This window comes from Lysobacter capsici (assembly GCF_018732085.1).
GTDB lineage: Bacteria > Pseudomonadota > Gammaproteobacteria > Xanthomonadales > Xanthomonadaceae > Lysobacter > Lysobacter capsici_A.
In genome coordinates, this window is sequence record NZ_CP076103.1 from 6,088,759 (window position 1) to 6,115,024 (window position 26,266).

The 26,266-nt window shown below is 66.0% G+C and carries 33 protein-coding genes; 16 read left to right on the forward strand and 17 right to left on the reverse strand.

Features of this window, described 5'->3' with window-relative positions:
- Positions 1-116: 116 nt before the first annotated feature.
- Complete coding sequence (locus tag KME82_RS25365; protein WP_215496500.1) at positions 117-719, forward strand: FMN-dependent NADH-azoreductase; 603 nt, start codon at positions 117-119, stop codon at positions 717-719.
- A gap of 260 nt (positions 720-979) precedes the next feature.
- Positions 980-1,396: a nuclear transport factor 2 family protein gene (locus tag KME82_RS25370; RefSeq protein ID WP_215496501.1), complete on the forward strand. Its 417-nt coding sequence runs from the start codon at positions 980-982 to the stop codon at positions 1,394-1,396.
- Positions 1,397-1,460: 64 nt separating this feature from the next.
- Here the strand turns inward: KME82_RS25370 and KME82_RS25375 are convergent, their stop codons facing one another.
- Complete coding sequence (locus KME82_RS25375) at positions 1,461-2,333, reverse strand: MBL fold metallo-hydrolase (RefSeq protein ID WP_215496502.1); 873 nt, start codon at positions 2,331-2,333, stop codon at positions 1,461-1,463.
- Positions 2,334-2,622: 289 nt separating this feature from the next.
- On the opposite strand from KME82_RS25375, the gene KME82_RS25380 reads away from it, so the two are divergent.
- Both KME82_RS25380 and KME82_RS25385 read left to right on the forward strand, forming a co-directional pair.
- The gene (locus tag KME82_RS25380; RefSeq protein ID WP_215496503.1) at positions 2,623-3,036 is read left to right on the forward strand and encodes an acyl-CoA thioesterase; all 414 of its coding nucleotides are present in this window, start codon (positions 2,623-2,625) and stop codon (positions 3,034-3,036) included.
- A gap of 224 nt (positions 3,037-3,260) precedes the next feature.
- Positions 3,261-3,737: a hypothetical protein gene (locus tag KME82_RS25385; RefSeq protein ID WP_215496504.1), complete on the forward strand. Its 477-nt coding sequence runs from the start codon at positions 3,261-3,263 to the stop codon at positions 3,735-3,737.
- Positions 3,738-3,828: 91 nt separating this feature from the next.
- On the opposite strand, the gene KME82_RS25390 is transcribed toward KME82_RS25385, so the two are convergent.
- Positions 3,829-4,125 carry a hypothetical protein gene (locus KME82_RS25390; protein WP_215496505.1) on the reverse strand — a complete coding sequence of 99 codons (297 nt, stop codon included), beginning with the start codon at positions 4,123-4,125 and terminating at the stop codon, positions 3,829-3,831.
- A 260-nt stretch (positions 4,126-4,385) separates the two neighbouring features.
- On the opposite strand from KME82_RS25390, the gene KME82_RS25395 reads away from it, so the two are divergent.
- A complete protein-coding gene (locus KME82_RS25395) occupies positions 4,386-4,712 on the forward strand; it encodes a hypothetical protein (RefSeq protein ID WP_215496506.1) in 327 nt (108 codons plus the stop codon).
- A gap of 63 nt (positions 4,713-4,775) precedes the next feature.
- Here the strand turns inward: KME82_RS25395 and KME82_RS25400 are convergent, their stop codons facing one another.
- On the reverse strand, positions 4,776-5,138 hold the full coding sequence (locus KME82_RS25400) for a nuclear transport factor 2 family protein (RefSeq protein WP_215496507.1): 363 nt from the start codon (positions 5,136-5,138) through the stop codon (positions 4,776-4,778).
- Positions 5,139-5,419: 281 nt separating this feature from the next.
- On the opposite strand from KME82_RS25400, the gene KME82_RS25405 reads away from it, so the two are divergent.
- Entirely contained in the window at positions 5,420-5,797 is a 378-nt protein-coding gene (locus KME82_RS25405; protein WP_215496508.1) for a hypothetical protein, read from the forward strand.
- Between the two features lie 222 nt (positions 5,798-6,019).
- Here KME82_RS25405 and KME82_RS25410 read toward each other — a convergent pair whose 3' ends face one another.
- From KME82_RS25410 to KME82_RS25420, 3 genes are all read right to left on the reverse strand, one after another.
- Positions 6,020-6,229, reverse strand: a complete 210-nt coding sequence (locus KME82_RS25410; RefSeq protein WP_215496509.1) for a hypothetical protein — start codon at positions 6,227-6,229, stop codon at positions 6,020-6,022.
- Positions 6,230-6,343: 114 nt separating this feature from the next.
- Positions 6,344-6,556: a hypothetical protein gene (locus KME82_RS25415; RefSeq protein ID WP_215496510.1), complete on the reverse strand. Its 213-nt coding sequence runs from the start codon at positions 6,554-6,556 to the stop codon at positions 6,344-6,346.
- Between the two features lie 214 nt (positions 6,557-6,770).
- On the reverse strand, positions 6,771-7,019 hold the full coding sequence (locus tag KME82_RS25420; RefSeq protein WP_215496511.1) for a hypothetical protein: 249 nt from the start codon (positions 7,017-7,019) through the stop codon (positions 6,771-6,773).
- Between the two features lie 544 nt (positions 7,020-7,563).
- Between KME82_RS25420 and KME82_RS25425 the strand changes: the two genes are divergently transcribed.
- From KME82_RS25425 to KME82_RS25435, 3 genes are all read left to right on the forward strand, one after another.
- Positions 7,564-7,944, forward strand: a complete 381-nt coding sequence (locus KME82_RS25425) for a helix-turn-helix domain-containing protein (protein ID WP_215496512.1) — start codon at positions 7,564-7,566, stop codon at positions 7,942-7,944.
- Positions 7,945-8,176: 232 nt separating this feature from the next.
- Positions 8,177-8,473, forward strand: coding sequence for a hypothetical protein (locus KME82_RS25430; RefSeq protein WP_215496513.1), 297 nt, complete (start codon positions 8,177-8,179; stop codon positions 8,471-8,473).
- 220 nt (positions 8,474-8,693) lie between these two features.
- Complete coding sequence (locus tag KME82_RS25435) at positions 8,694-9,044, forward strand: hypothetical protein (protein WP_215496514.1); 351 nt, start codon at positions 8,694-8,696, stop codon at positions 9,042-9,044.
- A 187-nt stretch (positions 9,045-9,231) separates the two neighbouring features.
- Here KME82_RS25435 and KME82_RS25440 read toward each other — a convergent pair whose 3' ends face one another.
- Together KME82_RS25440 and KME82_RS25445 are read right to left on the reverse strand one after the other, a co-directional pair.
- Positions 9,232-9,879: a response regulator transcription factor gene (locus tag KME82_RS25440; RefSeq protein WP_215496515.1), complete on the reverse strand. Its 648-nt coding sequence runs from the start codon at positions 9,877-9,879 to the stop codon at positions 9,232-9,234.
- Positions 9,873-11,009: a sensor histidine kinase gene (locus tag KME82_RS25445; RefSeq protein ID WP_215496516.1), complete on the reverse strand. Its 1,137-nt coding sequence runs from the start codon at positions 11,007-11,009 to the stop codon at positions 9,873-9,875. The genes KME82_RS25440 and KME82_RS25445 overlap by 7 nt, the downstream gene beginning before the upstream one ends.
- Positions 11,010-11,217: 208 nt before the next feature.
- Between KME82_RS25445 and KME82_RS25450 the strand changes: the two genes are divergently transcribed.
- Positions 11,218-12,483, forward strand: coding sequence for a serine hydrolase domain-containing protein (locus tag KME82_RS25450; RefSeq protein WP_215496517.1), 1,266 nt, complete (start codon positions 11,218-11,220; stop codon positions 12,481-12,483).
- Here the strand turns inward: KME82_RS25450 and KME82_RS25455 are convergent.
- The 4 genes from KME82_RS25455 to KME82_RS25470 all read right to left on the reverse strand — a co-directional run bounded on the left by KME82_RS25455 (position 12,397) and on the right by KME82_RS25470 (position 14,570).
- On the reverse strand, positions 12,397-12,954 hold the full coding sequence (locus KME82_RS25455; RefSeq protein ID WP_215496518.1) for a dihydrofolate reductase family protein: 558 nt from the start codon (positions 12,952-12,954) through the stop codon (positions 12,397-12,399). The genes KME82_RS25450 and KME82_RS25455 overlap by 87 nt on opposite strands.
- Positions 12,955-12,993: 39 nt before the next feature.
- A complete protein-coding gene (locus tag KME82_RS25460) occupies positions 12,994-13,290 on the reverse strand; it encodes a hypothetical protein (protein WP_215496519.1) in 297 nt (98 codons plus the stop codon).
- Positions 13,291-13,437: 147 nt separating this feature from the next.
- Positions 13,438-13,890: a hypothetical protein gene (locus KME82_RS25465; RefSeq protein ID WP_215496520.1), complete on the reverse strand. Its 453-nt coding sequence runs from the start codon at positions 13,888-13,890 to the stop codon at positions 13,438-13,440.
- 251 nt (positions 13,891-14,141) lie between these two features.
- Complete coding sequence (locus tag KME82_RS25470) at positions 14,142-14,570, reverse strand: VOC family protein (RefSeq protein ID WP_215496521.1); 429 nt, start codon at positions 14,568-14,570, stop codon at positions 14,142-14,144.
- A gap of 158 nt (positions 14,571-14,728) precedes the next feature.
- On the opposite strand from KME82_RS25470, the gene KME82_RS25475 reads away from it, so the two are divergent.
- Genes KME82_RS25475 through KME82_RS25485 form a run of 3 tightly spaced genes read left to right on the forward strand, consistent with a single transcriptional unit; the run spans position 14,729 to position 18,307 of the window.
- Complete coding sequence (locus KME82_RS25475; protein ID WP_215496522.1) at positions 14,729-15,130, forward strand: response regulator; 402 nt, start codon at positions 14,729-14,731, stop codon at positions 15,128-15,130.
- Entirely contained in the window at positions 15,127-16,641 is a 1,515-nt protein-coding gene (locus KME82_RS25480) for an ATPase domain-containing protein (protein WP_215496523.1), read from the forward strand. Before KME82_RS25475 ends, KME82_RS25480 begins: the two co-directional genes overlap by 4 nt.
- 7 nt (positions 16,642-16,648) lie before the next feature.
- A complete protein-coding gene (locus KME82_RS25485; protein ID WP_252255537.1) occupies positions 16,649-18,307 on the forward strand; it encodes an ATP-binding protein in 1,659 nt (552 codons plus the stop codon).
- A gap of 207 nt (positions 18,308-18,514) precedes the next feature.
- Here KME82_RS25485 and KME82_RS25490 read toward each other — a convergent pair whose 3' ends face one another.
- Complete coding sequence (locus KME82_RS25490) at positions 18,515-19,819, reverse strand: beta-1,3-glucanase family protein (protein WP_215496525.1); 1,305 nt, start codon at positions 19,817-19,819, stop codon at positions 18,515-18,517.
- Positions 19,820-20,119: 300 nt separating this feature from the next.
- On the opposite strand from KME82_RS25490, the gene KME82_RS25495 reads away from it, so the two are divergent.
- From KME82_RS25495 to KME82_RS25505, 3 genes are all read left to right on the forward strand, one after another.
- Positions 20,120-20,539: a serine hydrolase gene (locus KME82_RS25495; RefSeq protein WP_215496526.1), complete on the forward strand. Its 420-nt coding sequence runs from the start codon at positions 20,120-20,122 to the stop codon at positions 20,537-20,539.
- 1 nt (position 20,540) lies between these two features.
- Positions 20,541-22,166 carry a Na+/H+ antiporter gene (locus KME82_RS25500; RefSeq protein ID WP_215496527.1) on the forward strand — a complete coding sequence of 542 codons (1,626 nt, stop codon included), beginning with the start codon at positions 20,541-20,543 and terminating at the stop codon, positions 22,164-22,166.
- Positions 22,167-22,336: 170 nt separating this feature from the next.
- Positions 22,337-23,230 carry a LysR family transcriptional regulator gene (locus tag KME82_RS25505; RefSeq protein WP_215496528.1) on the forward strand — a complete coding sequence of 298 codons (894 nt, stop codon included), beginning with the start codon at positions 22,337-22,339 and terminating at the stop codon, positions 23,228-23,230.
- A 15-nt stretch (positions 23,231-23,245) separates the two neighbouring features.
- On the opposite strand, the gene KME82_RS25510 is transcribed toward KME82_RS25505, so the two are convergent.
- The 4 genes from KME82_RS25510 to KME82_RS25525 are packed head-to-tail and all read right to left on the reverse strand — an operon-like array spanning position 23,246 to position 26,266.
- Positions 23,246-24,106 (reverse strand): aldo/keto reductase, encoded by an 861-nt coding sequence (locus KME82_RS25510; RefSeq protein WP_252255540.1) that lies wholly within the window; start codon positions 24,104-24,106, stop codon positions 23,246-23,248.
- Positions 24,107-24,131: 25 nt separating this feature from the next.
- Positions 24,132-24,908, reverse strand: a complete 777-nt coding sequence (locus KME82_RS25515; protein WP_252255542.1) for a carboxymuconolactone decarboxylase family protein — start codon at positions 24,906-24,908, stop codon at positions 24,132-24,134.
- A 19-nt stretch (positions 24,909-24,927) separates the two neighbouring features.
- On the reverse strand, positions 24,928-25,818 hold the full coding sequence (locus KME82_RS25520) for an SDR family oxidoreductase (protein WP_215496530.1): 891 nt from the start codon (positions 25,816-25,818) through the stop codon (positions 24,928-24,930).
- The gene (locus KME82_RS25525) at positions 25,796-26,266 is read right to left on the reverse strand and encodes a (R)-mandelonitrile lyase (protein WP_252255543.1); all 471 of its coding nucleotides are present in this window, start codon (positions 26,264-26,266) and stop codon (positions 25,796-25,798) included. Before KME82_RS25525 ends, KME82_RS25520 begins: the two co-directional genes overlap by 23 nt.

A 26,266-nucleotide genomic window follows, 5' to 3' on the forward strand; every position in this document is an offset into this window, starting at 1 on the left:
CCGGAAAATCATCCTTCTTGTGACGATCACTATACGCCAATAGATTGCAGGGCAAGCAAAAACGCCTGCGATTGCAGGGGTTTTCGCCTCCTTCCCTTGCATCCGGCGAACCGTCCATGAACATCCTGCATATCGATTCGAGCATCCTCGAAGACCAATCCGTCAGCCGCAAACTCTCGGCGGCGATCGTGGCCAAACTCACCGCGATGGAACCCGCCGCGCGCGTGGTGTATCGCGACCTCAACCGCTCTCCGCTGCCGCAACTGTCCACCGCCAACGCGATGGCGCGCAATCCGGCCGCGCCGGCCGAAACCGATGAAGTCCGCGCGCTCCACCTGGCGCTGGCGCAGGTGCTGGACGCCGACACCCTGGTGATCGGCGCGCCGATGTACAACTTCAGCGTACCGGCGCCGCTCAAATCCTGGCTGGACGCGCTGGCGATCCCGGGCAAGACCTTCAGTTACGAGACCGGCGTGCCGCAGGGCCTGCTTGGCGCCAAGCGGGTGATCGTCGCCTCCAGCCGCGGCGGCATCTATGCGCCGCAGTCGCCGATGGCGGCGCTGGAACACCACGAAAGCTACCTGCGCGCGTTCTTTGGTTTCCTCGGTGTGACCCGCCTGGAATTCGTCCGCGCCGAAGGCATGAACATGGGCGCCGAACATGCCCAGAACGCCGTGGCCGGCGCACTGGAGCAAGTCGCGCAGTTGCGCGCCGCGTAAGCACGACGCCGACGGCGGCCGGTTCCGGGTCGCAGCGGCCTGGAACCGCCGCTGCACCGCATTGGCATCGCCACGACGCGCTGAATGGCTGTTGCGCCGCGGTCGCGCGGGCGGCATCGTGACCGCTCATCGCCGCTGTCTTCGACGACGACTCCCTGTTCGTCGCGCGCCCGGCCCGCGTCATCGCGCGTCATGCGCTGGGTTGTACGGCAACGACGAACGCCGCGGCATTCCAGTTCGGACCCTCCATGGAGTCGGCCATGAAGCTCGCGCTTGTCCTTGCGTTGTTTACCGTGCCTGCATTCGCGACGGAGCTTCCGCCCGACCTCGCCAAAGCGGTCGCGGATTACGATCGGGCGCAGGTCGCCAACGATGTCGATACGTTGGCGCGGCTGGTCGATGACGACTACGTACTGGTGAACTCCAACGCCTCCGTCGAGAACAAGCAGCAGTTCCTCGCCGATTTCCATCTGCCCGGTTTCAAGATCGACCCGTACGTGCTGCGCGAGCGCATCCAGAAGGTCTGGGGCGACGGCGCCGTGATCGGCGGCCTGCTCGATCTGAGCTGGACCCAGGACGGCAGGCATCAGACCCGCAGGTTGCGGGTGTCGTATGTCTGGGCGAAACGCGACGGCCGCTGGATGGCGACGTACGCGCAGGTCACGCGCGTGCCTTGATGACCGCCGTAGCGAATCAGGCGGCGGACGGCCAACGCACTCGGCAGCCCGACCGCGTCCGCCGCTACACCCCCATCGCGATCTCCAGCAGCACGCGCCAGGCATTCATCGGCAGCCATTGCGCATACCCGTCCCAGGTCTGGTACTGCGGAAGTTTCACCGTGTTAGGAATCTGCATGAAGGGCGTGCCCTTCTTGAGTTCGGCGTCGATCGCGGCCCGCAGGTCGCGCAGATACTTCAACTGGTCGGCGACACTCGACCTCGGCCCGACCGGCGCGTTGTGGGCATACATCACCCGGTCGAAATCCAGCGCGTCCATTTCGGAAAGCGTTCTCTCCCACTCGCGCGGCGAGAAATCGGGCATGTAGGCGAAGCCCACCCGATGCGGCACGACGAGATCGACGGTGTAGATGACGCGCTCGTTCGGGAACTGGAAGACGGTCATGCCTTCGCCGTGGTTCGCGCCGAAGTAGACGAGATTGATCAGGCTGCGCCCGAGCCTGAGTTCCGATTTCGATCCCGACCAGCGCTGGTCGGGCATGACGACATCCGCGCTGGGGTGGCGCTCGAGCCAGGTGGCGGTCGCATCGTGGGCGAGAATCGTCGCGCCTTCGGCCTTGAACACCTCCCCGCCGCTGATGTGATCGTAGTGGTTGTGCGAATAGATCAGGTACCTGATCGGCTTGTCGGTCAATTTTCGTATGGCCGCCAGCGACGCCTTGGCGAAATCGCGATCGAAGCTGTCCATGACGATGACACCGTCGTCGGTAATCATGAAAGCATTGAAGGCGAGCCCGGCGCCGAAGCTGTAGAGCCCGGGGGCCACCTGGGTTGTCTTGTAGGCGGCGCGCGCGTCCGCGCCGGGACTGGATACGCCGAGCCCCAGCAGCAGCGCCACGGCTGCCAGCACCTTGCCGAACACAGGATTGCCAGACATCGTTCGCGACCTTCGATCATGGAATTCCGGTGGATTGCGGTGCGCGGCATGTTCACCGTTCCGAGCGACCGAGTGCGCTGGCAGTATGTGACGGCCATCGGCTCGCGCCAGGGCCATTAAGGCGAACCGTCGAGTGCCAACGGCACCGAGGCCTTGAGAAATCCCGACGTCCGATGCACATTCGAGTGCCGGCTCCGGGCTATCTCGGGCGAACGATCCGCGCGCACAGCGATCCACGGCCCGGCTCACTCACGCCTTGGCCCGCTGCGCAGCCACGAAGGACGAATCGATGCCTTTTCGAACCCGCCGAGTCATCCAGTTTGGCGACTGCGATCCGGGCGGAGTCGTGTATACGCCACGTATCGCGCACTTCGTCGTGGAAGCGAATCTGGAGTTCCTGTCGGATGCGCTCGGCGGCCCCGCGACGAGGCGACTGATCGCCCTGGGCGTTCTTCCGCCCGCGCGGGCGCTGTCGATCGAATTCCTGTATCCCATGACCTGGGATGAAGCGATCGACATGGAGGTGGTCGTCGATCGAATGGGCGAGCACTCGTTCACTCTCGCAGTCGGCGCTTTCAATGCCGAAGGCACCCGCACATTCCGGGCCACGATCACGCACGTCACGGTGTCGCCCGAGACGCGGCGACCGGTGGCGCTGCCGCTCGAACTGCGAACCGCGCTCGAACGAGCGGGCCGCGGCTGACACCGCGGCCGACCGGACGAACAATTCCGGGCTCGGCCGCCGCTGCAACGCGGCGAATGGGTAAGCAGTGTGCCTGCCACGACCCTATTCACCGAAATCCGATGACCGGAACGTCGAGCGAGTCGTCAACGCGCGCAAAGCTGGTTTAATGGCCGCGATGGCCTGTGGTTTTCAGGCGCCGCCGCCGCGCGGCCGGAATGGATTCAAGCTAGGAGCCCGGACGCATGCAACGAATTTCGCGAATCAATGTTGTGATCGCAGCGGCGCTGATGGCCGCGTGTTCCCCGGCCGATCGGTCGACCGCCGCCCATCCGCCGGCGGCGGCCCGTCCACCGGCGGCCGTCCAGGCACCGACCACCGGCAACCCGCTGCGCGACGAACTGTCGATGCTCACCGGTCCCGGCGCCCGCGAATGCGGCCTGGTCGCCCTGGGACAAGATCCGGCCGCCGCGTGGCAATGCGCGCGTGCCGCCGATTCGCAGCGCACGCCCTATTGGTTTGCGATCGAACGCAACGGCATAGATTCCGAAATATGGGTCGCCGCGCTGCGAACGCCCAACGGGCAGCGCTACATGCTTCACTACGACTCGAATTACATGGGCGGCCCCGGGCTGCTGCCGCGATTCACACGCAATGCCTGCACCGGTTTCACGACCCTGGTCGCGGACTCGCCCGAAAACATCGAGTGCTCGTATCAATGAGCGCAGTGCGCTTATTGCAGGCGAAGGCGACGCGGCAAGCGCCGGCCCCGACGATACGGCCGGACGCCTGACGGTCGCGCCGACGCCGCGACTATTTGGTCTTTTCCGCCGCGGCCGGCTTGCAGGCTGCGTACTCGGCGCGCGACAAGGCGCTGTTGTGGTCGAGATCGCAATGGCGGATGCGCGCGGCGAGATCGGGCGCCTTGACCACCACTTCGGGCAAGGTCACCACGCCGTCCTTGTTGCTGTCGAGCGACTCGTAACTGGGCTTTGCCGCTTCGGCCGCCACGGCCGCTTTGGCGGGCGCGGCGCGCGCATCCGTACCGGCCTGCAGGCCCGCGAAGGCAATCAGCGCGATCGACACACCGCGCGCGAACGAAACGGCCATGGTGCTCATCCTCTCGAAGCGGCGAAGGCGCCTATGCTAGGCCCGAGCCGGGCGACGCCGGTTCAATCGGCGTGAGGGGATCATTACCAAAAATTTAGGTGACGCGGGCACGCGGTTTGCCGACCATTTCATCGATCCGTTCCAGGTCATCGGCCGACGCCCCGATGCGTTGGCGCTACGGCAAGCCTCTTCTGCGCGGCCGGTGACCCAGACCGTCGCCAGGACCGCCCCTGCGAGCGCGCCACCCCGAGGAACCGGCCATGCAAACGCCCGAGCAACGCAATCAACTCGACGAACAGACCTGCCGCATGATCTGCCCGATCTCGGCGGCGATGGTCGGCGTTTGCCTGACCGGCATCGGCCTGTTGCGCGTGGTGGCCGCGGTCGAGCGCACCACGACGCTCGCCGACGATCTGCTCGCGCTCGACGCGATTTTGTTCCTGGTCGCGACCCTGGTGTCCTATTTCGCCCTGCGCGTGCCCAAGCGCCTGCACCGGCTGGAACGGATCGCCGATGCGGCCTTCATCGCCTCGATGACATTGCTGACGGCGGTGTGCTTCTTCATCACCTACAGCGTGCAGACCTGACCCGCTCGGGTGGCGCGATCGGGTAACGCGACGGATGCGGCTCCCGGCGCAACCAGGCGCTCGTCAGGACGCATCGCCGCCGGCATCGACCACGAACGCCCGCAGCTGCGCCCTCTTTCCGTCGCGGAAACGCCACACGTCGCAGTACGAGCTGCGAACCAGTCTGCCTTGCTCGTCCTTGACCGCGATTTCGCCGATCGCGGTGACCAGATCGGCTTCCGCGACCAGGTCGGTCACGCTGAACCTGGGCGGCTCCACGTAGGCGGCTTTCATCCATCGACGGACCGCATCCTTTCCATTGAGGGTTTGCTTGCCCACCGTCGTCCACTCGAGGTCGTCGCTGCAAAACGACAGGAAGCCTTCGATGTTTCCTTCGCTGATCGCCCGGTTGGCGGCTTCCAGAACGGACTTGTTTGCCTTGGACATTCAAACCTCCATCGCCGTGGATGATCGAGCTAACGCCGACAGCGTCGACTCAGGGCAAGCCATCGATCGAATGCAGACGCAGTGATCGCTCGCATCGACGCGAAGATCGGATGACGTCCATCGGGTTCGGACAGTCTGCCCGCTGCTTCGCGACGGGTCGAATTGCTGCAGCCGCGTCGCCGGAAGCTGACTTATTCAGCTTCTTTTTTGACTTCGCTAGGCAGCTCTCGGCGCGGATGTTCATATACGCCACCTCGTCACTTCGGCGTTCAAAGGAGGCCATGAAGGCGCACGTCCGCATTACCCAGTTCAACCCTGTTGTTCTCGTGTGCGACTCCGGAGCCCTTGGACTGCCGCCGTTGATCGGCAAGTTGCCGATCCAGGCGACCGACACCTGCATCGCCATTCGCAATGCCACGGCGAATGGACTGGTCACCCGGCTCATCGTCAGCGACGAATTCGTGGCCCGGCCCGGCGAACTCGTGTGTACGCGCCGGATCTCGACGCCGAGCGGAGCGCTGGTCGTCATGTCCGTGCTGCTGGAGACCTTCGCTTCGGTGGTGACGCGGCGCAGCGACTGCATCGTGCGGGTCTACACGAACGATCCCCTGGTTCCCGATCGCGTGGTCGTGATCGTCGGCGAGCACTCCGGGCTTTAGAACGGCCGCGGGAATCAGCGGAACACTGTCCGCGTCGGCGGGTCGTGCTTCACCCAGCATCCGAGCCGGCAAATCGGAAGCGCGATGCGGGGCATTGCCCTCGCTATTGGACGTGATTGTCGTGGCGCATTGCATGCGCACTCGCGCCAGGCCCCGAGGCTCGTGTTGTTTTCCAAAGTGCCTCATCCGGCTGGATGAGGCACGGCCGTGCCTGGATGGAGGCTACGGGAAGATATTGGGACACTGATAATAGCAATGGTCGAAATTGACGTAATTGCACTCGTCGCCGCCACCCGCGGCCCTGCACTTTTCGATCTCGATCTGCTGGCAATTGGACAGGCAGATCAGGTCGTAGTCCGTGGAGGCCATGGTCGAAAAACTTATGCCGAACACGAAAGCGCTCAACGCCACCAGCTTCACAGTACGAATCATGTCTGTCTCCTTAGAGTACGCGGCCAGGCCTTGAAACCCGGCCTTCGACTGACGAACGCGCCCCATCCGCCTGGATGAGGCGCGCAGACGATCAAACGCAGTCACTGTCCATCGTCAGGGAATGATGCAGCCGCATTGCCGATAGCATTGGTAATAGGTGCTGTCCCAGTAGCACTCTTCGCCACCGCCCGCCGCCAGGCATCGATCGATCGCGCGCGTCTGGCATTGCGAAAAACACACACTGTTGCAGGCGGCGAACGCGGTCGTGGCAAAGCTTATGCCGAACACGAAAGCGCACAGCGTCATCAGCTGGGTGGTGCGGATCATGTCTCTCTCCTTGAGGCCCAGGATCGGGCGTTCGGAGCCTAGCACTCATGCTGCATCGCGGAAGGCGAGGCGGACGCGCGCGGCGCGATCGCGCTGATGCGATGCGGCGTATCGTCGAGCTGGCGACTTCGGCTGTTCGCGACTTCACAAGTTCGGCCGATTTTCCGACATGCTACGTCGATCAGCGGCGAGCGCCACTGTCAGGAGCCGACGCCTACGACACCTCGAGCAATTGCAAGCTCACCCAGGTCAGGCCGAAATGGCTCAATCGGTCTTCCACGACCGAGGCGAGGCGATCGGCGGCCACGAGGAAGGAAACCTCGGCCTCCGATGCCGAGTGGCGCACGATCTGTATGTCCCGCACGCCCGGGATCTCGCCGATGGCCGCCATGGCCAACTCCTGGATCGGAACGGTGGCCAGACCGCTACCGGTTCGCTGCACGGTGACGAGGTATCGCTGCATGGGCTTCGACACTGCTTCGGGTGGGCCGTCGCCGGGCAGCTTAGTCGACGCTTTGTTACATCCATCGCGATGGCCCGGGATTTTTGCTGGAAACGATCAAACCGCCCAGCCGCGCATGGCCGCTGGGTTTAGCGATCCGTCCGGGCCGAGGCCCTGGACACACGCAGTCTGGCCTCGCCACAGGACAACCGGCGACCGGGTCTCGATAGCGACTGTTCGACAGCGCGCTGCGCCAAAGCGGCGGCAAGCGCTTCGAAAACGTTCGCACTCCTTCTATATGGGAGCTACGAAGACCTCTACGGTTCGTGGAAAACGAAGCCATGCCACGCGTCGATACGCCGCGTTGCCACGACAATCGCCAAGCAAAAACAGCCACATACGAACCGGCAGGTTGCGGAAAGGCGATCGAGCCGAGCAACGGGCACTGTGATATCGACGGATCGAAGACGATCCGCGCGACTCCCGCAGTCCGTCGAACTATCGCGCAATGCGACAGCGACCGCGCAGGACACTTCGGCAGCATCTACACCGGCGAGGCTCTTCCATGGACGACTCCACCCCACTCGGCCGCATCGCAGGACCGGAGTTGGACCGCGTATCCGTCCTCACCGATGCGCCCGCGCGCACCCAGGATCCCGCCGCGCCGATCGACCGTCGCGTTGTGCTGCTGGACCGCGGCCAGGTCGCGCTCGACGGTGCGCTGCTGCGTCGGCTGCGCCAGGACCGGCTGCTGAGCCAACAGGATCTGGCCGACGAATGCTGGCGGCGCAACATCCGCGTCTCCATCGCCACCATCAAGCGGGTGGAAGCCGGCCGCGCCGTGCGCTTTCGTATCGCCCACGAACTGGCGCGCTGCTTCGACGTCCCGGTCATGCAGATCGTTCGCCCCGCGCCAGCGCTTTTCGCCGAAGCCGGCACCGCGTGATCGTCGGGCGTCGGCGAGTGCGCTGGAACTGATACGCGGCTGAGTCGGCAATGAGGCTGTTTGTCCGGACCGCTGCGCGAATACTGCAATGGCAGCGCGGACGCCCACACGGTTTCCTCGCTCGCCGCGTCGCCCACTCCGAGCGCCCTGCCGCACAGGCAGCCGCGTTCCAAAACGGCCGATCGCATCGATCATTCGCGCAACTTCATCCGCTTCGGAAAAGGATTCCCTAATGCCTACGTCCATCAAGGTCACCGCCTGCGACAACGAACTGTTCATCACCGCTTCGACGCCCGCCGGCTCGTCCGAAATCTGCCACATCAGCTCCGGCAACAACGATCCGGTGAGCTACGCCGTCAACCTGGGCTCGGTATTGCCGCCCGGCAAGTACAGCCTGACCCTGGTCGGGATCAACTGGGGCGGCCCGAGCGCGTTCAACGTGACCGTCGGCTCGACGCCGCTCACCTTCAGCAATCCAAACGCCCCGATCGGCGTGGTCTGGACCCAGACGGTGGCCGTCACCGTCTGATCCGGCGGCAGGTCGACCTGAGTACCCACGCAGCCGGCCAGGCAATGGGCCGGCTGCGTCGCATTGCGACGATGGAGCATCGAACCTCGGGGTACGGGTACACTTCCGGCCACTCGGCCGAAGCCGCCGGAAACGACGAGCCGACCGAAGTTTCCATACCGGTCCACTGGATTCCGGTATGAGGCGCAGAGCCGACATCACACCGATCAAGGAAGCTCAAATGCGGATTATCTACCTTGCAATGTTCGCCGCCGCCGTGGCCATTCCGGCCCACGCCGCCATGCCCCGGGAAGAAGCGCTCAAGCACTGGGGGACGGCTTCGGCCGCCGAGCCTTACTGCCGCAACATCAGCAGCGGCGACACGATCAGAGTGCTCGACGCCCTGGGCATCGACATCGGCGTGGACTACGAGAACGCGACGATGATCAAGGCGCGCAGCGAACAGACCAAGAAGTTCAACGCCGCCAGCCAGACCTCGCCGAAAGCCCTGGAAGCCGAGTGCAAGAAGACCTACGAGAAGTACGGCCCCAACGGCACCGCGATCAAGGGCTTCTTCACCGATCCGGGCTGAGGCGGCGACGCACGCTTACAGGCGGGCGGCGGGTCGGCCTTCGCTGCATCGATGCCGCCGCTCCGTGCGCGCAAGCGGTGGCGCCGCCACCGCTTCCCTCATCCGATGCGGGGCGCCTGCGGGGATAAACCTGCCCGGATGGATAGGTTCCATCGACGACAATCGCGGCCCAAACCTCCGCGCGCAGCTAGATCACTTTCAGGGTGATCGCCTTGAGCACCGCGCGGGTCCGGTCGCGGGTGCCCAGCTTGTCGAAGATGTCCATGAGGTAGTTCTTCACCGTCCCCTCGGTCACGTGAATCGCCTGGCCGATTTCCCGATTGGTATAGCCGCCGGCCAGCAAGCGCAGAATGTCGATCTCGCGTTTGCTGAAATTTCCCGTCGGCGGCCCCTGGTCCCGATAGGCGTAGCGCGCGCGCACGGCGTCGGTGGCGATGGGCGCGACCACCGACCGCCCCGCGGCGACTTCTTCGATCGTGTCCACCAGTTCGGCGGGCGATGCGTCCTTGAGCAGGAACCCCTTGGCGCCGACCTCGACCGCCCTCAAGGCCAGGCTCGAATCGTCGAAGGTGGTCAGCAGGATCACCGGCGGCGCATTCGTGTACGCCCGAAGCCGCTGGCAGACTTCGAATCCGTCCAGCAGCGGCATCCGGATGTCGCACAGCACGACATCGACTGCGACGCCTTGCAATACCTCCAGCAGCGCCGCTCCGTCCGCGGCCTCGGCCACCACCCGGAACTGCGCGAAGCCGCCCAGCAGCGCCTTCAGGCCACTGAGCACCAGGGCCTGATCGTCGGCCAGCGCGATCGTGATGCGGGCGGGTTCGATCAGCATCGGTCCGGCAAGGTGGCATGCAGGCGAAAACCGCCTTCGGCGATTCGTCCGAATTCCACACGTCCTCCCAGCGATTTCAGGCGCTCGCGCATTCCGGTCAGGCCGTTGCCCGGCGATACCTCGCCGCGTCCGCGGCCGTCGTCGCGCAGGTCGAGCGTCACCTCGTCGTGCTGGCGACTCAACGTCACCCACAGCTGCTCGGCGTTGCTGTGCTTGGCCGCATTGGTCAGCCCCTCCTGGAACACGCGCAGCAGCGCTTCGGCCTGTTCGGGCGTGCTCGCGCGCGCGTCCGATGCGATCTGCAGATGCACCCGCGGCCGCGGAAACGGGGCCGCGATGCGGTCCATGACGGCGCCCAGATCCAGCCCGTCGTGGAGCCGCAGCTGATGCACCACCGAGCGCAGATCGTCCAGCAACTCTTCGGTGAGTCGCGTGCATTGCGCGATCACTTCGTCTGTATCCAGCGACTTGTTGTGGGTGAGCGCGCTCAGATTCAGGCGCAGCGCCGTGAGCTTGTGCCCGGCCACATCGTGCAGTTCGCGCGACAACCGCAAGCGCTCCTGGCCGCGCGCGACTTCGGAAAGCACCCCGCGCGTGGCGACCAGTTCGGCGTTGACCTCGGCCAGGGCGTCGCGGGCCTGCTCGGTCCTGCGGGTCGACTTGACCAGCAAGATGGCGAACAGTTGCAGGCTGGCATGCAGGCCGACATGGGTGAGCGGCGCATCCATCTGCCGGAACTGCGCCACCACCCACAACAGCAGCAGGTTCGCCGCCAGGTACACGGTCGCCAGCGCGCGCGTGCTCAGCACAGCGGCGAACTCCAGCATCGGAATGATCAACAACGCCGCCGCGGAGTTGTAGCGATACAGCGCCACCAGCACCAAGGCGATCAGGCACAGCGCGGTCGCCATCGCCAGTCGCAGGCCGCGGCGCCGGACGACGGTCAGCGACACCACGAAGAGCAGCGCGAACGCCAGGTGCAGCATTCGCGCCACTCCATGCAGCGGCAGCGCGGCGCCGACGTGTGTGGCGACCAGCGGGCCGGACCACAACTCCAATCCGACCGCCGCCCATGCCAACGCACCGGCCAGGGCGACCGCTGGAGATCGGTGGCAATGATGTTTCGGCATGGCCCAGCTTTGCGCCGCGCGATGGCGAACGCAAGCGGGTTTCCAAAACCGGTGACTTTCGTCACCCACTTGCGCGACTTCCGTTATCTGGCCGCCGCGGCCGCCGCGAACGACGCTGGAGTTCGTTTCCCAGGGGTTCGTTGCCATGTCCAGCAAAGTCAGAAGTCTGATGAAGATCGTCGCGATCTCGGTCGCGGGTTTGGCGATCGTGGCGGTCGCGATCACCGCGATTCCGGCAATTAACATCGGCGGACGCAATTCGTTCGCCACCGACCTGCCCAAGGCCGCGATCGCCCGGCCTCAGGCGCTCGAACAAGCCTATGCCTACCTGCCCGCGCAAACCCGGTTCGATGCGTTCGTCGCATTGAAGGATGGCCGGCAACTGGCGCAATGGGGCGAGGTGGATTTGCCGATCAACACCCATTCGGTCAGGAAGAGCCTGTTGAGCGGCCTGTACGGCATCGCGGTGAGCAAGGGCTATCTGCGCCTGGACCAGACCCTGGCGGAGCTGGGCATCGACGACAAGGTCATGCCGCTGACCGCCATCGAAAAATCGGCCACGGTGCGCGACCTGCTGATGTCGCGCTCGGGGATCTACATCGAGGCGGCCGGCGAAGCCAAGGGCATGAAGGACACGCGCCCGCAGCGCGGCTCGCACCGGCCGGGCGAGTTCTTCTACTACAACAACTGGGACTTCAACGTGCTCGGCGTGATCTTCGAACGGCGCACCGGGATGAGCATCGGCCAGGCCTTTTACGAATGGATCGCCAAGCCCACGGGCATGGCGACCTTCAAGCCGGGCCACGTGATCTACGATCAACCCGGTTACACCGAGCATTGCCAGTTCGTGATCTTCATGTCGGCGGCCGATCTGGCCCGGTTCGGCATGCTCTACGCCAACGGCGGCCGCTGGGGAACGCGCCAAGTCATTCCGCAGGCCTGGGTGGAACAAAGCACGAAGGCGTACTCGGACGTCCGCGACATGGACCCTTTCGACGCTTACGGCTACCTGTGGTGGTTGGACCGCAAGGCCGCTGTCGTATGGGCCGACGGCTGGGGCGGCCAGTTCATGATCGTCGACGCCAGACGCCATCTCGTGGTGGTTTCGCGTAACGACACCGGGCGCAGCCTGCTGCAACTTGGCCTGTTCGTGCTGTTCGACGGCGACGGATGGCGCAGCCATCATCAGCGTCTGCACGAGTTGATGATAGAGGCCGCGGGTGGCGACAAGGCGAGCGGCCACCAGTCGGGCAATGCGTTATTGGCGGGCCGAAAGCGTTTCGCGGGGTGGACAACCTACTTGCCCCCACCGGCCGTCGCGGCAGCTGAGCACTCGATCATTACGAAACCGCTGCGGGTCGTCTCGCTCAGTCGAGTGCCGCCTTGCTCAAGTCGATGGGGTTTGGCTTTGGCCGGAGCTGTCGAATGCGTAATGCAGCCGGACGCAGCCCCGGTCGAGCGCCTGCGCGCTTAGCAGCGTCGGCGTGGTCCGCAGCCCCGTGGCGGGAAACAACGGTTTGCCGCCGCCCAGCATCTCGGGGAAAACGTAGATTTCGATTTCGTCGATGGCGCCGCGCTCGAGGAAGGCCATCTGCAACTGGCCGCCGCCGAGCATCCATACCTCGCCGTCGTCGAGCGACCGCAGTTCGGCGATCAGCGCGTCGATATCCTGGCGTCGCTCCAGCGGCCCCTTGGGGTCGTCGATCGGACGCGAGCTGACCACCCGCACGCGTTGATCGCCATAGGCCCAGGGCGATGGCTCGGCGGCGATGAAATCGTAGGTGCCGCGGCCCATCACCACCGTGCGGATTCTCTGCAGGAACACACTGTAGTCGTGCTGTCCCAGATCGATCCCTTCGTACTTGAACAACCAGTCCAGCGAGTCTTCGCGGGTGGCGATGAAGCCGTCCAGACTCACTGCGATGTAGCCGAGAATCCGCGCCATCCGATCCGCCTTTTCTGTAAACGCCGGCTTACCCGGCCGCTACGCCGCGTCGCGCGACAATTCTTCCTGGATCGATCGGCCTTGACGATCGAGCCAGCGCGCGACCCACCCCGCGGCGGCGGCCGTGGTGCGAAACGCCCGGTCGATGTGGTTGGCGCGCGCCTTGTGTCGCCCGATGGTGGCGATGCAACTGTCGCCGTCGCCGCCGATGGAAGCCAGCCATACCGCCGGCGAGGCATCGGGCACCGCGACCAGGTGCTTGGTGGGCGCGGCGCCCTGCACTTCCCAATGAAAGCCCGAGGGCAAGGGCGCATGTTGACTGCTGACAGTGTCCATGCCGGCACGCTATGCGGGGCGTGTCTCACAGGATGCGACGCCACGGCAGCGCCGCGTTGGATAGCGATGGTTCCGGCCCCGGCCGAAACAAGCATGGGGCGCCCGGTCGGCGCCCCATGCTTGTGTCACGACGGCTCGTTGCGAAGCTTACTTCGCGCGCACGATCTCGAAGCCGCTCACGTCGACGCCGAGGTTGAAGCCGCGTCCGGTGCCGTTGACGGCCAGCGAGACTTCGCCCTTGGTCATCGCCAGGCCCTCGGCGCTCTTCACCACGCCCGCATTCGCGCCGGCGGTGGCATAGGTGCCGTAGATCTCGTCGAGGTTCTTGAGCTTGGTGAACTCGCCCTTGCCGTTGTCGATGCTGTACTTGCCCGCGGTCAGTCCGGCGCCGCGGATGTGGATGCGCACATTCGCGCTCTGGCCGTTGTCGCAGCTGACGTGCCCGCTGCCGTCGATGTGCTTGTAGATGACGGCCCAGCCCGAGGTCTTGAAGGTCATGTGGCATTTGGTCTCGGCGCTGGCCGCATGCGCCGGCTGGAGAGCCGACGCTCCGGCGATGGCGGCAACGAGAACGGCCAAACCAGCGATACGCGTAATCATGTCGTTTCTCCTGGATGAAGGTGCGAAGGCCCGCGGTCGCGTGGTGGCCGGGGCCTTGAGGACTGCCGGTCAAAATTGAGGCGTCCCTCGTTAGCGCGGTGCGAAGTTGCGGTTCACGGTGTTCGCAGAACCGCGAACTGCGCATGCGGCGTTAGCGCCAATTCAGCTCGATCGCGATTGCGAGGCCGATCGATGGCCCCACGGCAGCATCGTCCCGATCCGTCAGTGCGAGCCGCACACCGTCGCCGTCGTCAGAACACGATCTTGACCGCGGGCGCGCTGCGCTCGGCTTCGCCGTGATACACCGCTTCGATGTTGTTGCCGTCCGGATCGAGCGCGAACGCCGCGTAGTAACCGGGATGGTAGGCGCGTTTGCCGGGCGCGCCGTGATCGCGGCCGCCGTTGGCCAATGCGGCGCGATGAAAGGCCTCGACCATCGCGCGATCGCGCGCCTGGAAGGCCAGATGGTGGCGTCCGGTCAGCTCGCCCCGCGCGGCCTCACTATCGGCGGTGGATACGAACAACTCGTCGGCCCAGAAGTGGTCGTCGCCGCTGCCGGCGATCGGCACCTGCAATGCGTCGAACACGGCGTTGTAGAAGCGTCGACTCGCCTCGATGTCGCGCACCACCAGCTGGATGTGGTCGATCAGACGGCCGCGATACAGTTCCTGCGTTTGCATGCTGAACTCCTGTCGGAAGGCGCCCGCCATGCTACGCCGGCACGCTGGCGGGCCGGTCGAGACGGCGTGATGCATCGTCGATTCGCGCGCTGCGTGCCGCGACGATTCAGGCTTAACAATCGACCCAGCACAATGCAGCTCCGCAATCGGGATAGCCCATGGTCAACTCCCTGGCTGGAAAAAAACTGCTGATCGTCGAGGACGAAGAGCTGCTCGCGATGGCGGTCGAAGACGGCGTGCTGTATGCGGGCGCCGCCTCGGTCGAAATCGCCGGCACCGTCAATCAGGCCCTCGACTTGCTGTCAGGGCATTCCTTCGACCTGGCGATCGTCGACGTCAGCCTCAAAGGCCAACACTCCTGGCCGGTGGCCGAAGAATTGCGGCGCCGCAACGTGCCCTATCTGACCGTGACCGGCTACGGCGACATGCTCGATCACGAACTCGTCACCAAGCTGCTCACCAAGCCTTATTCGATCGACGGCTTGCTCGAGGCGCTGGCCGATCTGCAGACGCATGCGCCGACGAGTCCCACTCCCGCCAACCCGGGTCCTCAACGATGAACGCTGACGCTGGCGACACCCAATCGCGCATCTCCACCGGCAACTCGGGGCTCGACGACATCCTCGGCGGCGGCCTCGATGCCAACCGCATGTATCTGTACGAGGGGCGGCCGGGCACGGGCAAGACCACGCTGGCTATCGAGTTCCTGCTCGAAGGCGCGCGCAATGGCGAAAAGACCCTGTACATCACGCTGTCGGAAACCGAGCGCGAGCTCGCCCTGGTGGCGGCGCGGCATGGCTGGAGCCTGGACCAGATCGATGTGTTCGAACTGGTGCCACCGGAAACCACGCTCGATCCGGGCCGCGAAATCACCGTGCTGCATCCGGTCGAGGTCGAACTGGGCGAAACCACCAAGCTGATCCTGGACCGCGTGGCCGCGCTCAATCCCAGCCGGGTGGTGATCGACAGCCTGTCGGAGCTGCGGCTGCTCGCGCAAAGCTCGCTGCGCTATCGGCGGCAGGTGCTCGCGCTCAAGCATTTCTTCGCCAGCCGGCGCTGCACCGTGGTGCTGCTGGACGACATGACCTCGCAGCAGAACGACCTGCAGCTGCACTCGATTTCCCACGGCGTCGTGCTGCTGGAGCAACTGGCCATCGAGTACGGCGCCGAACGCCGGCGGGTGCGCGTGGTGAAGATGCGCGGCATCAGCTTTCGCGGCGGTTTTCACGACCTCACCATTCGCAAGGGCGGCCTGGAAATCTACCCGCGGCTCGTCGCCGCCGAACACCATGCCAGCTTCACCGGCGACTTCACCCCGAGCGGCAACGCCGAACTGGACAAGCTGCTCGGCGGCGGTCTCGAACGCGGCACCAACGCGCTGCTGATCGGCGCGGCCGGCGTGGGCAAGTCGTCGATGGCGCTGACCTATGCCATCGCCGCGGCCGAACGCGGCGAGAAAAGCGTGTTCTTCGCCTTCGACGAGGGCCGCGGCACGGTCGAAGCGCGCGCCAGGACGCTGGGGCTCAAGTTCGGGCCGGCGCTGGAATCGGGCATGATCCGCTTCCAGCAGATCGACCCGGCGGAGATGTCGCCGGGCGAGTTCGCGTCGATCGTGCGCAAGAGCGTGCAGCACGACGGCGCGCGGCTGGTGATCATCGACAGCCTCAACGGCTACTTGAACGCCATGCCCGACGGCCGCTTCCTCATCTTGCAGATGCACGAGCTGTTGAGTTTCCTGTCGCAGCAAGGCGTGTTGACCATCCTGGTGCTGGCCCAGCACGGCCTGGTCGGCCCGATGGAAACGCCGCTGGACATCAGCTACCTCAGCGATGCGGTGCTGATGCTGCGCTATTTCGAATTCGGCGGCACGGTGCGCCGCGCGCTGTCGGTGGTCAAGAAGCGCAGCGGCGATCACGAACACACCATCCGCGAATTCCGCCTGACCCAAAACGGCATTTCGCTGGGGCCGCCGCTGCGGCAGTTCAGCGGAATCTTCTCCGGCACGCCCTCCTACACCGGCACCAGCGAACCCTTGCTGGGCGATGGAGAAGGCGGAGGCGTGGAACACTGAGGCGATAATGCACCAGCGCGTACTGGTGTTCGCCCCGATCGGGCGCGACGCCCCCGCCACCATCGACCTGCTCGCCCGCGCGGGAATTTCCGCGACGCCTTGCCGCGATTACCGGCAATTGCTGGACGACATGCAGGCGGGCATCGACGCGGCGTTCGTGGCCGAAGAAGGCCTGTTCGGCCAGGATCTGGAACTGCTCGCGCAATGGGTGGCCCGCCAGCCCGCATGGTCGGACCTGCCGTTCGTCGTGCTCACCAGCCGCCATGACGAGCCGCGGGTCACCCGCTGGCGGCAGGAACTGGTGCGCAGCCTGCGCAACGTCGCGCTGCTCGAGCGCCCGGTCCAGCCGATCACCTTGATCAGCGTGATGCAGGCGGCGTTGCGCGCGCGGCTGCGCCAGCACGAGGTGCGTTCGCTGTTGAGCGCGCGCGAACAGGCCGCGGCGGAACTGGAATCGCTGGTCGCGCAACGCACCGAGCAATTGCAGCAGGTGAACTCGCAACTGCGCACCGAGATGGCCGAACGCGCGCGCATCGAGGAGAGCCTGCGCCACGCGCAGAAACTCGAAGCGCTGGGCCAGCTCACCGGCGGCGTGGCTCACGATTTCAACAATCTGCTGATGGTCGTCACCGCCGGCCTGGACATGATGGAGCGCAATCAGGACCCGGCGCGGCGCACGCGCATGCTGCAGGGCATGCGCCAGGCCGCGCAGCGCGGCGCCAGCCTCACCCGGCAGTTGCTGGCGTTCTCGCGCAGTCACGCCTTGCGTCCGGAAACCGTGGACCTCGCGCGGCATCTGCAGGACATGCAGGAGTTGCTCGATCGCAGCCTGGGCGGCGACGTGCAGGTGGATGTCCGGCTCAAGCCGGACCTGTGGTCGGTGCAGGTCGATCCGGGCGAACTCGAACTGGTGCTGCTCAATCTCGCCGTCAATGCCCGCGACGCGATGGCGCGCGGCGGCGTGATCACCATCGAAGGCGAGAACCTGCCGGATTGGAATGGCCCGCATGGACACGGCGATTTCGTCAGCCTGTGCGTGCGCGACAACGGCGCCGGCATGTCCGATGAAGTCAAATCGCACGTGTTCGAACCGTTCTTCACCACCAAGGATGTCGGCAAGGGCTCCGGCCTCGGCCTCGCGCAGGTGTACGGGTTCGCGCAGCAGTCCGGCGGCACGACCGGCCTCCAGTCCGAGCTGGGCGTGGGCACCGCCATCACCCTCTACCTGCCTCGATCGGCGCATGAGCCGATCCATGTCGCCGCGATCAGTCCCACCATCGCGGATGCGCCGCCGTTATCCCACGGCAGCGTGCTGATGGTGGAGGACGATGTCGAAGTCGCGGCCCTGGTGCGCGACATGCTCGGCGATATCGGCTACGACGTGATCCACGTGTCCAACCCGGACGCGGCGCTCGGCGCGCTCGCCAACGCCCGGCATCTGGACCTGGTGTTCTCCGACATCATGATGCCCGGCGGCAAGAGCGGCATCGATCTTGCGCGCGAGCTGCGCCAGCGCAGGCCGGATCTTCCGGTCCTGCTCACCAGCGGCTACACCGAACGCAACCGCGACGAGGCGGTGGCCATGGGCATCCAGGTGCTGCCCAAGCCGTATGGCCTGGAGGATCTTCGCCTCGCCATCGCGGCCGTTCTGGAAGTTTCTCACTGACGTTGGGGGGCGGCGGCTGTTGGCGCGATGCGAGCCCTCACTCCGGCCCTCTCCCGTCAAACGGGAGAGGGAGGAGCTCGGCGAATTACGCCCCGATTTGCAGATGCCAGCCGCTCCCTTCTCCCGCTCGCGGGAGAAGGTGCCCGAAGGGCGGATGAGGGCGCGCGCCCTCACCCCTACCCTCTCCCGTCAAACGGGAGGGAGCCATCAGCTGTAGAACTTGCCGAGCACCACGTTCACTTCGGTCGCGCCGTTGAGCTGCACGGTCGGGCTTTGTTCGCACACATCGTCGTAAGGAAAGCCGTAGGCCAGGCCATTGCGGTTGGCCTCGTGCATCAGCGCCGCCCAGGCGTTCCAGGTGCCGCCGACCGGGTAGTAGGTTCCGGCGGCGCTGCGTCCGATGCCGTCGTCGAACAGATAACCCGGCACGCCGCGGGTAAATGCCGCGGCGATGTTCTTGCCGACGTTCAACTGCGCGGCGCCGCCGGTGGCCAGGGCGTTGTCGCATTGCCATACATCGAGCGAACCCACCTGCACCGTCGACGGCGCCGCACCGGTCAGGGCGAACGCCAGCGCCGGCGCGGCGGCCTTCCATTCGGCCAGGGTCGGGTACTGGCCCTGGTAGAAGTTCAACACGCCGGTGCCCGGATCGACCACGCCGGTGTAGTAACCGGTCGCGACGTCCTTGACCACCAGCGGCGTGGTTTTCCAGTTGCCGTACCAGGTCGAGAGGGTCGCGTTGAAATAGTCGGTCAGCGCGCCGCTGTAGGTCGGCAGCGCGGTCAAGGTCTTGGGCGATTGCGCGCGCAGCGTGACGACGTTGGCTGGATACGCCGCGGCCGCGGCGGGGTTCGCGGCGATCAAGGTCGGCGCGCCGATGAACGGGCCGGGCAGGTTCTGCACTTGATTGAGCAACGTCTCGCGCGCGATGCCGAGCACGCCTTGCAGGCTGCCGCCGGGCGCGCCGTCCAGGCTCAGGCCGAAGCCGAACTGATCGACCTGGGTGGTGTTGCCGTTGAAGTTGCCTTGGCTGTCGTAGGAAAACTCGACCCAGTCGAACAGGCATTGGCTGCCGGGCCCCGGATACGGCACCGGCGCGGCGTAACCCGCGGCCTGCGGCGTGAACGGCAGTCGCGGCACCCCGACCGAAACATAGATGCGCCCGCTGAACGCGCTGGTGCCGGTGCCGAGCCCGGGCACCGTGCTGGTGTTGATCTTCGACAGGTCCAGTTGCGTCGCCGGCGCGGTGCGCGACAGCGGGATCGAGTAGTCCGCCCACACGGTCGGATAGTTCGACGCCAGCGCCGCGACCGCGGCGGCGTCGAGCGCACCCGAACCGGGAAAGCTGCCGGCGGCCTGGGTGTTGTCGGCCTGCGACATCGCGTGCGGCACGCCCGACGCATCGAGGCGGTAGTACACGCCCGCGACCAGTCCGACGATGTAGGCATACACCGCGACATCGGCGGCGAGGTCGGTCTGGGTGGCGTCGAGCGTGAGCGGTACTGCGGTCATGGGCGATTCCTCGGTGGCGGGCAGGGTCGGTGATCGAACGCAGAACCGCGACGCGGTCGGACAGGCGATCGCAGCCCCGGCGTGAGGTATCGAAAGCAAACGCAGCAGGCGTCGGGTTGTGAACCCTCGTCCATTCGCCGCGGTGCGCCGGCCATACCGCCGCGCAAGTCACCGCCCCGCCCGGCCGCTCATCCGTCCGGACGACCGCTCACTTGCCATGACCTGCGCAGGTCATATCCCGCTGGGACGATCGATCCGGCCTGCCGACCCTTCGAGCCGTACTCGTTAAGGGGAAGGGATATGCAGTTTCGCGATGCGGTGGCGACGGCACTGGTCGCGACGCTGGCCGCGGCCGGCGCGTCGGGTGCGAAGGAAGGTTCCGGCCCCACGCGCGTGGGCGCGCGCCTGACGCGGGAAGCCGGCGAATTCTTCAAGGGCCCGCCGGCCGGCGGCGTGGTGCTGGTGACGCGCGGCGCTCAGGTGCTGCCGCGCGCAGCCTACGGGCTGTCGGACGTCGAGAACGGCGTGCCGATGCGGATCGACGCGGCGCGGCGCGTGGCTTCGATCGGCAAGCATTTCACCGCGACCTCGCCCCTTGCGGAAACGCGAGCCGGGCAAACGAACGCGATGCGGCGTGCCTTACTGCTGTGCATCGAAGACACGCACACCGAAGATACCGCCCATCCTTCCGCGATTGCGTTTCGACCGACCGTGCCGTGAAATGAGCCTCAACGCAGCCGGCGTTGTGTCGAAGCAGAATCTTATGCACCCGACCCAGTTATTCGAGTTGGTGATCGTGATGTTCCTGGCGATCATCGCGCTGCACTACGCGGCCCACAAGCTCGGGTTGCCGCCGTCGGTGGGATTGCTCGCCGGAGGCGCCGCGCTCGCCTTCATTCCGGGCCTGCCCACCATCGCGGTCGACCCCGAACTGGTGCTGGTCATTTTCCTGCCGCCGCTGCTGATGGACGGAGCGTGGTCGATCGCGCTGGCGCGATTGCGCCGCCATCTGATCGGCATCGGTTCGCTGGCCGTCGGCGCGGTGCTGTTCACCTGCGTCGTCGTGGCGGTGGTGACGCATCTGCTGTTTCCGTCGCTGCCGTGGGCCGCGTGCGCGGTACTCGGCGCGATCGTCTCGCCGCCCGATGCGGTCGCCGCCCGCGCCGTGCTGCAGCGGGTCAAGCTGCCGCGCCGCCTGCAGATCCTGCTCGAGGGCGAAAGCCTGCTCAACGACGCGAGTGGCCTGGTGCTGTTTCGCTTCGCCATTGCCGCCGGCGTCACCGGGGCCTTCAGCGCGGGCGATGCGGTCGGGAGTTTCTTCCTGCTGGCGCTCGGCGGCATCGTGGTCGGCGCCGTGGTCGGTACCGCCTGGGTCGTGTTGGTGCGCCGTCTCGAGGACGAATACCTGATCATCGCGGCCACGGTGCTGTTGTCCTGGACCGCTTACCTGCTCGGCGAAATGCTGCACGTGTCCGGCGTCATCGCCACCGTGACCACCGGCCTGATCGCGAGCTGGCACCAGAGCAACGTGCTGTCGGCGTCCACGCGCATGCGCGGCACCTCGTTCTGGGAGGTCATGGTGTTTCTGATGGAGGCGTCGGTGTTCATCCTGATCGGGCTGTCGCTGCGCGGCGTGGTCGAACGCGGCGGTGGCTTCGGCGTGGTCGTCTCGACGATGGGATGGGACATCCTCGCGATCCTGGCCGCGCTGACCGTGGCGCGCTTTGCCTGGGTGTTCGGCTCCGACGCGGCGATCAAGCTGTGCAATGCGCTGGGGCTGCAACGCTACCAGCCCATCGGCGCGCGCGGCTCGACCGTGCTGAGCTGGGCGGGCGTCCGCGGCGTGGTCACCCTGGCGCTGGCGCTGAGCATTCCCGAAGGCTTCCCCGGCCGCGACTTCATCCTGGTCACCTCGTTCGCCGTCATTCTCGTCACCGTGCTCGTGCAGGGCACGACCCTGGGACGGGTGATCCAGTGGGCGAAGCTGAGCGAACCGGAGACGGAGAAACCGCGCCTGAGCATGAGCCAGGCCGAGGCCGCCATGGCCCAGGTGCAGTTCGCGATCATCCAGACCCTGGCCTACGACAGCGAAGGCACTCTCATCCATCCCAAGTTGCTGGAAAAGTACCAGCGCAAGGCGGTGGCGATCGTCGACTACGCCGAACGCACCGAGCACTACACGCCGCTGATCCACGCCCACTTCGATGTCGTCCTCGAAGCCGTCGCCTGCGGGCGCCGCGAACTCATTCGCCTGCATCGCGCCGGCGATATCGACGACGAGACGCTGCACGAACTCGAGCGCGATCTCGATCTCGAGGAGCTCAGCGCGATGTCGGCCAAGGCGTGATGGGCTCACAACACCGTTGAGGCCCGCTACTGGCCGGAAACGGACTTCCGCGTTTTTTACGCGCCGAATGGCCGTGTCTTCGCACGGTCCCGCGAGCGTCCGATCCGGGCCCGATCCATTGCCGGCACCGGCTGGCATAATCGGACTTGGTTGATAACAGGACCGCATGAATGGCCGCGGAGAGCTACGATCAACTCGCTGTCTTCGCGGTCGTCGCCCGCGAGCGCAGCTTCACCCGCGCCGCCGCCAAGCTCGGCATGTCGCAGCCGGCATTGAGCCGGTCCATGCGTCAACTGGAAGAGCGGCTCGGAGTCCGGCTCCTGGCGCGCACGACCCGCAGCGTATCGCCCACCGAAGCGGGCGAACATCTGCTCAAGGTGCTCGCGCCCAGGTTCGAGGAAATCAACACCGAACTGGCGTTGCTCAGCGAATTCCGCGACAAGCCCGCGGGCAAGCTGCGCATCACCGCCGGCGAGCATGCGGCGATCGCGGTCCTGCAACCGGTGCTCGCGAAGCTGTTGCCCGACAACCCCGATCTGCACATCGAAGTCATCGTGGACTACGGCCTGACCGACATCGTGGCCGAGAACTTCGACGCCGGGGTTCGCCTGGGCGAACAGGTCGCCAAGGACATGATCGCGGTGCGTATCGGTCCCGACATGCGCATGGCCGTCGTCGGCTCCCCCGACTACTTCGCCCGGCATCCGCGCCCGACGACCCCACACGATCTGACCGGGCAGAACTGCATCACGATCCGTCTGCCGACCTACGGCGGCATCTACCCCTGGGAGTTCGAAAAGAAGGGGAAGGAACTGAAAGTGCGTGTCGAAGGGCAACTGGTGTTCAACAACATCGCCATGCGCCTGGATGCGGCCCTGAAAGGTCTGGGCCTGGCCTATATGCCGGAAGATCTGGTGACGAGGCACGTGGCGGAGGGACGATTGATCCGGGTGCTTTCGGATTGGTGCGAACCGTTCCCGGGATACCACCTTTACTACCCGAGCCGGCGCCAGAGCTCGCCGGCTTTCACCTTGTTCCGCGACGCGTTGCGCTACACGGGCTGACCGTCGTTTCGTCACTTACGCATCGGGGATCTGCCTGCCGTAGTTCTCCAAGGTGACGCTGTCGGGCTCCGGGCCGCTGCGTACACCGGTATCGAGCGCGTCGATCTGCGCGAGCTGCCCGGGGCTGAGTTCGAAGTCGAACACCTCCAGGTTCTCGACGATACGCTCGGGCTTGGTCGATTTCGGGATGACCGCGCGCCCGTGCTGCAGGTGCCAGCGCAGCATCACTTGCGCGGCGGACTTGCCGTGCTCGCGCGCGATCCGCTGCAATGTCGGGTCATCGAACGTGCTCCGCTCGCCTCGGTAATAGGAGGTGATGCCGCCCATGGGCGACCAGGCCTGAGTCACGATGCCCAGTTCGACGTGGAGGCGCTGCAGTTCGTTCTGCTGGAAGTAGGGATGGACTTCGATCTGGTTCACCGCGGGCACCACCGAGGTTTCCGTCAACAGGCGCCGCAGCACCTGCGGCATGAAATTGCTGACCCCGATGGCGCGCACCTTGCCGTCGGCCAGCAGTTTCTCCAACGCCTTGTAAGCGCCGACGGTCAAATCGAAACGGCTGGTCAAGGGCTGATGCAACAGCAGCAGATCGAGTCGATCGACGCCCAGCTTGCCGGCGCTTTTGTCGAACGCATGCAAGGTGGCGTCGTAGCCGTAGTCGCTGATCCACACCTTCGTTTCGATAAAGAGGTCGTCCCGGGCGAGGCCGGAGCGCCGGAGGGCTTCGCCCACTTCGCGTTCGTTGGCGTAGGCAGCGGCCGTGTCGACGAGGCGATAACCCACCCGCAAGGCGTCCTGCACGGCGGCGGCCGTCGCCTCGGGCGGGGCCTGAAACACCCCCAGGCCCAGCATCGGCATGACCACGCCGTTGTTCAAAGTGATCGTTTGCATGCGCTTGTCCTCACGGCTTGGCGGTTTGGGCCAGGTGCTGGTCGAGCGCCTCGCGGGCGCGCCTGGCGGCGTCGGCGTGACCGTCTTCGGCCAGCGATTGGATGAGTTGACGCAACTGCGAAACGGTCAGGCCCACCCGCAGGCTGGCCGCCATGTGCGAGCGCAGTTGCGGCTCCACGCCCGCGGTCGCGGCCAACGCGCCCACGGTGGCCAGTTCGCGGCTGCGCCAGTCGAGGTTGTCGCGCTCGAAGATGTCGCCGAACAGATGCGCCTGCAGGTATTGGTTGATGACGGGTGCGAACTCGAACACCGGGCCTTTGACCGGCGCGCCGGAGATTGCGGTCTGGTTGGCCGCGCCGGCGGCGATCAACGCATCGCCGGTCGGAATCGCTTGGCCGGGCTCGCGCCCCGGCGCATCCTGGATGCCGCGCTGCTTGCGCGCCTGGATCACCTTTATCAGTTCGCCCAAGGCATTGAGGCTGCGCGGAAACCCGGTGTAGGCGTAAAGCTGCACCAGGATTTCCCTGGCCTCGCTGACGGTCAGGCCCGCGTCGAGCCCGCGGTTCAAGGCGGCGTCGAGCCGCGGCATGTCGCTGATGGCCATGGCGGCCCCGATCGGCGCGATGGCCTGCTGTTTGGCGGACAGTGTCTCGGAAGCGGGTTGTTCGACGGTCATGGCCTGCGGCTCCACGGTGTGGCCGGTGGCGGCAACGGGCGCGAACGCCAGCAAGGCCAGAACGGCGATGAGCGGACGGCTGTGCCGGCGCGGGCGAGATGGCGGGGTCATGGGACGATCTGCGGTGCGCTTACTTCGGCGCCAGCTCGCCGAACCAGTAGGACGCGGTGACGCCGCCGTCCATGAGGAAATCGCTGCCGGTGATGAAGGCGCCGTCGGGCCCCATCAGCAGCGCGCCCACGGCGCCGACCTCATCGGGCGTGCCGGCGCGGCCTGCCGGGCACCGCTCGATCATGCGCCGATATCCTTCGCCGCGTGGTCCGTTCAATTCGTCCTTGGCCAGCGGCGTGATGATGATGCCGGGGCTGATGGTGTTGAGCCGCGCGCCGCGTTCGCCCCAGCGCAGCGCTTCGGCCATCACGCGCAGCGAGTTGCCGCGCTTGGACAGCTGGTAGGCATGCAGGCTGTCGCTCACCTGGTCCGGTTGCAGTAAAGGCAGCGAAAGCAGTTCGTCGGCGGGTGTCTGCGCGAGGGCCTTGTTTTGTTCGGCCGTCAGCGCGCCCAGACGATGGCCCGATTGCGAGGCGATGACGACGCCCGCGCCGCCCGGCGCGATCAGGTTGCCGAAAAGCTCCAGCACCAGCGCCGTGCCGTACAGATCCACCGACAAGATGGCGCCTGGCGACGCCTGCGACGGCGAAACGCCGGCGGCGTGGATGACGCCGGTGATACGGCCGAGCGCCGCGGCCTGTTCGGCCAGCCGCGTCACCGAGGCTCGCAAGGACACATCGACGGTAGCGGTATGCGTCTGATACCCCGCATTGCCCATCACGGTCGCGGCGCGCTCGGCGTTGTCGATGCTCAGGTCGGCAAGCAGGATCTGCTTTGCCACGCCCACGCGTCGCGCGATGGCCTGTCCGATGGCGCCCGGTCCGATGACCACGATGACCTCGTCGATGCGCGCATTCGTGCTCGCCGGTTCGCGGCTGTCGGCATGGCTAGCGGGCGTTGTACTGGTCATCGGTCACCTTCTCCATCCATTCCACGCTCTTGCCGTCCACCGAGCCGGTCACGGCCAGGTGGGTCATTGCCGTCGTCGCCGCGGCGCCATGCCAATGCTTGACCCCAGGCGGGCAGACGATCACGTCGCCGGGCCGGATTTCCTGCACCGGCTTGCCCCACTCCTGCACCCGGCCAACGCCGGACACGACCAGCAATCGTTGACCGGCCGGATGCGTGTGCCACGCCGAACGCGCGCCCGGCTCGAAGGAGACGTAAGCCCCCGACGCCCGGATGTTTTCATCGGCGGCAAACACAGGATCGACGCGCACCCGCCCGGTGAAATACTCGGCCGGCCCCGGCGTCGAGGCCTGGCTGCCCGCGCGGGCGATTCGCTGCGAGGCCGCTTCGCCGGCCTGCGCGGCCGGGGTTGCGATACAAACGGCCATTCCCAACAGGGTGTTCGCCAT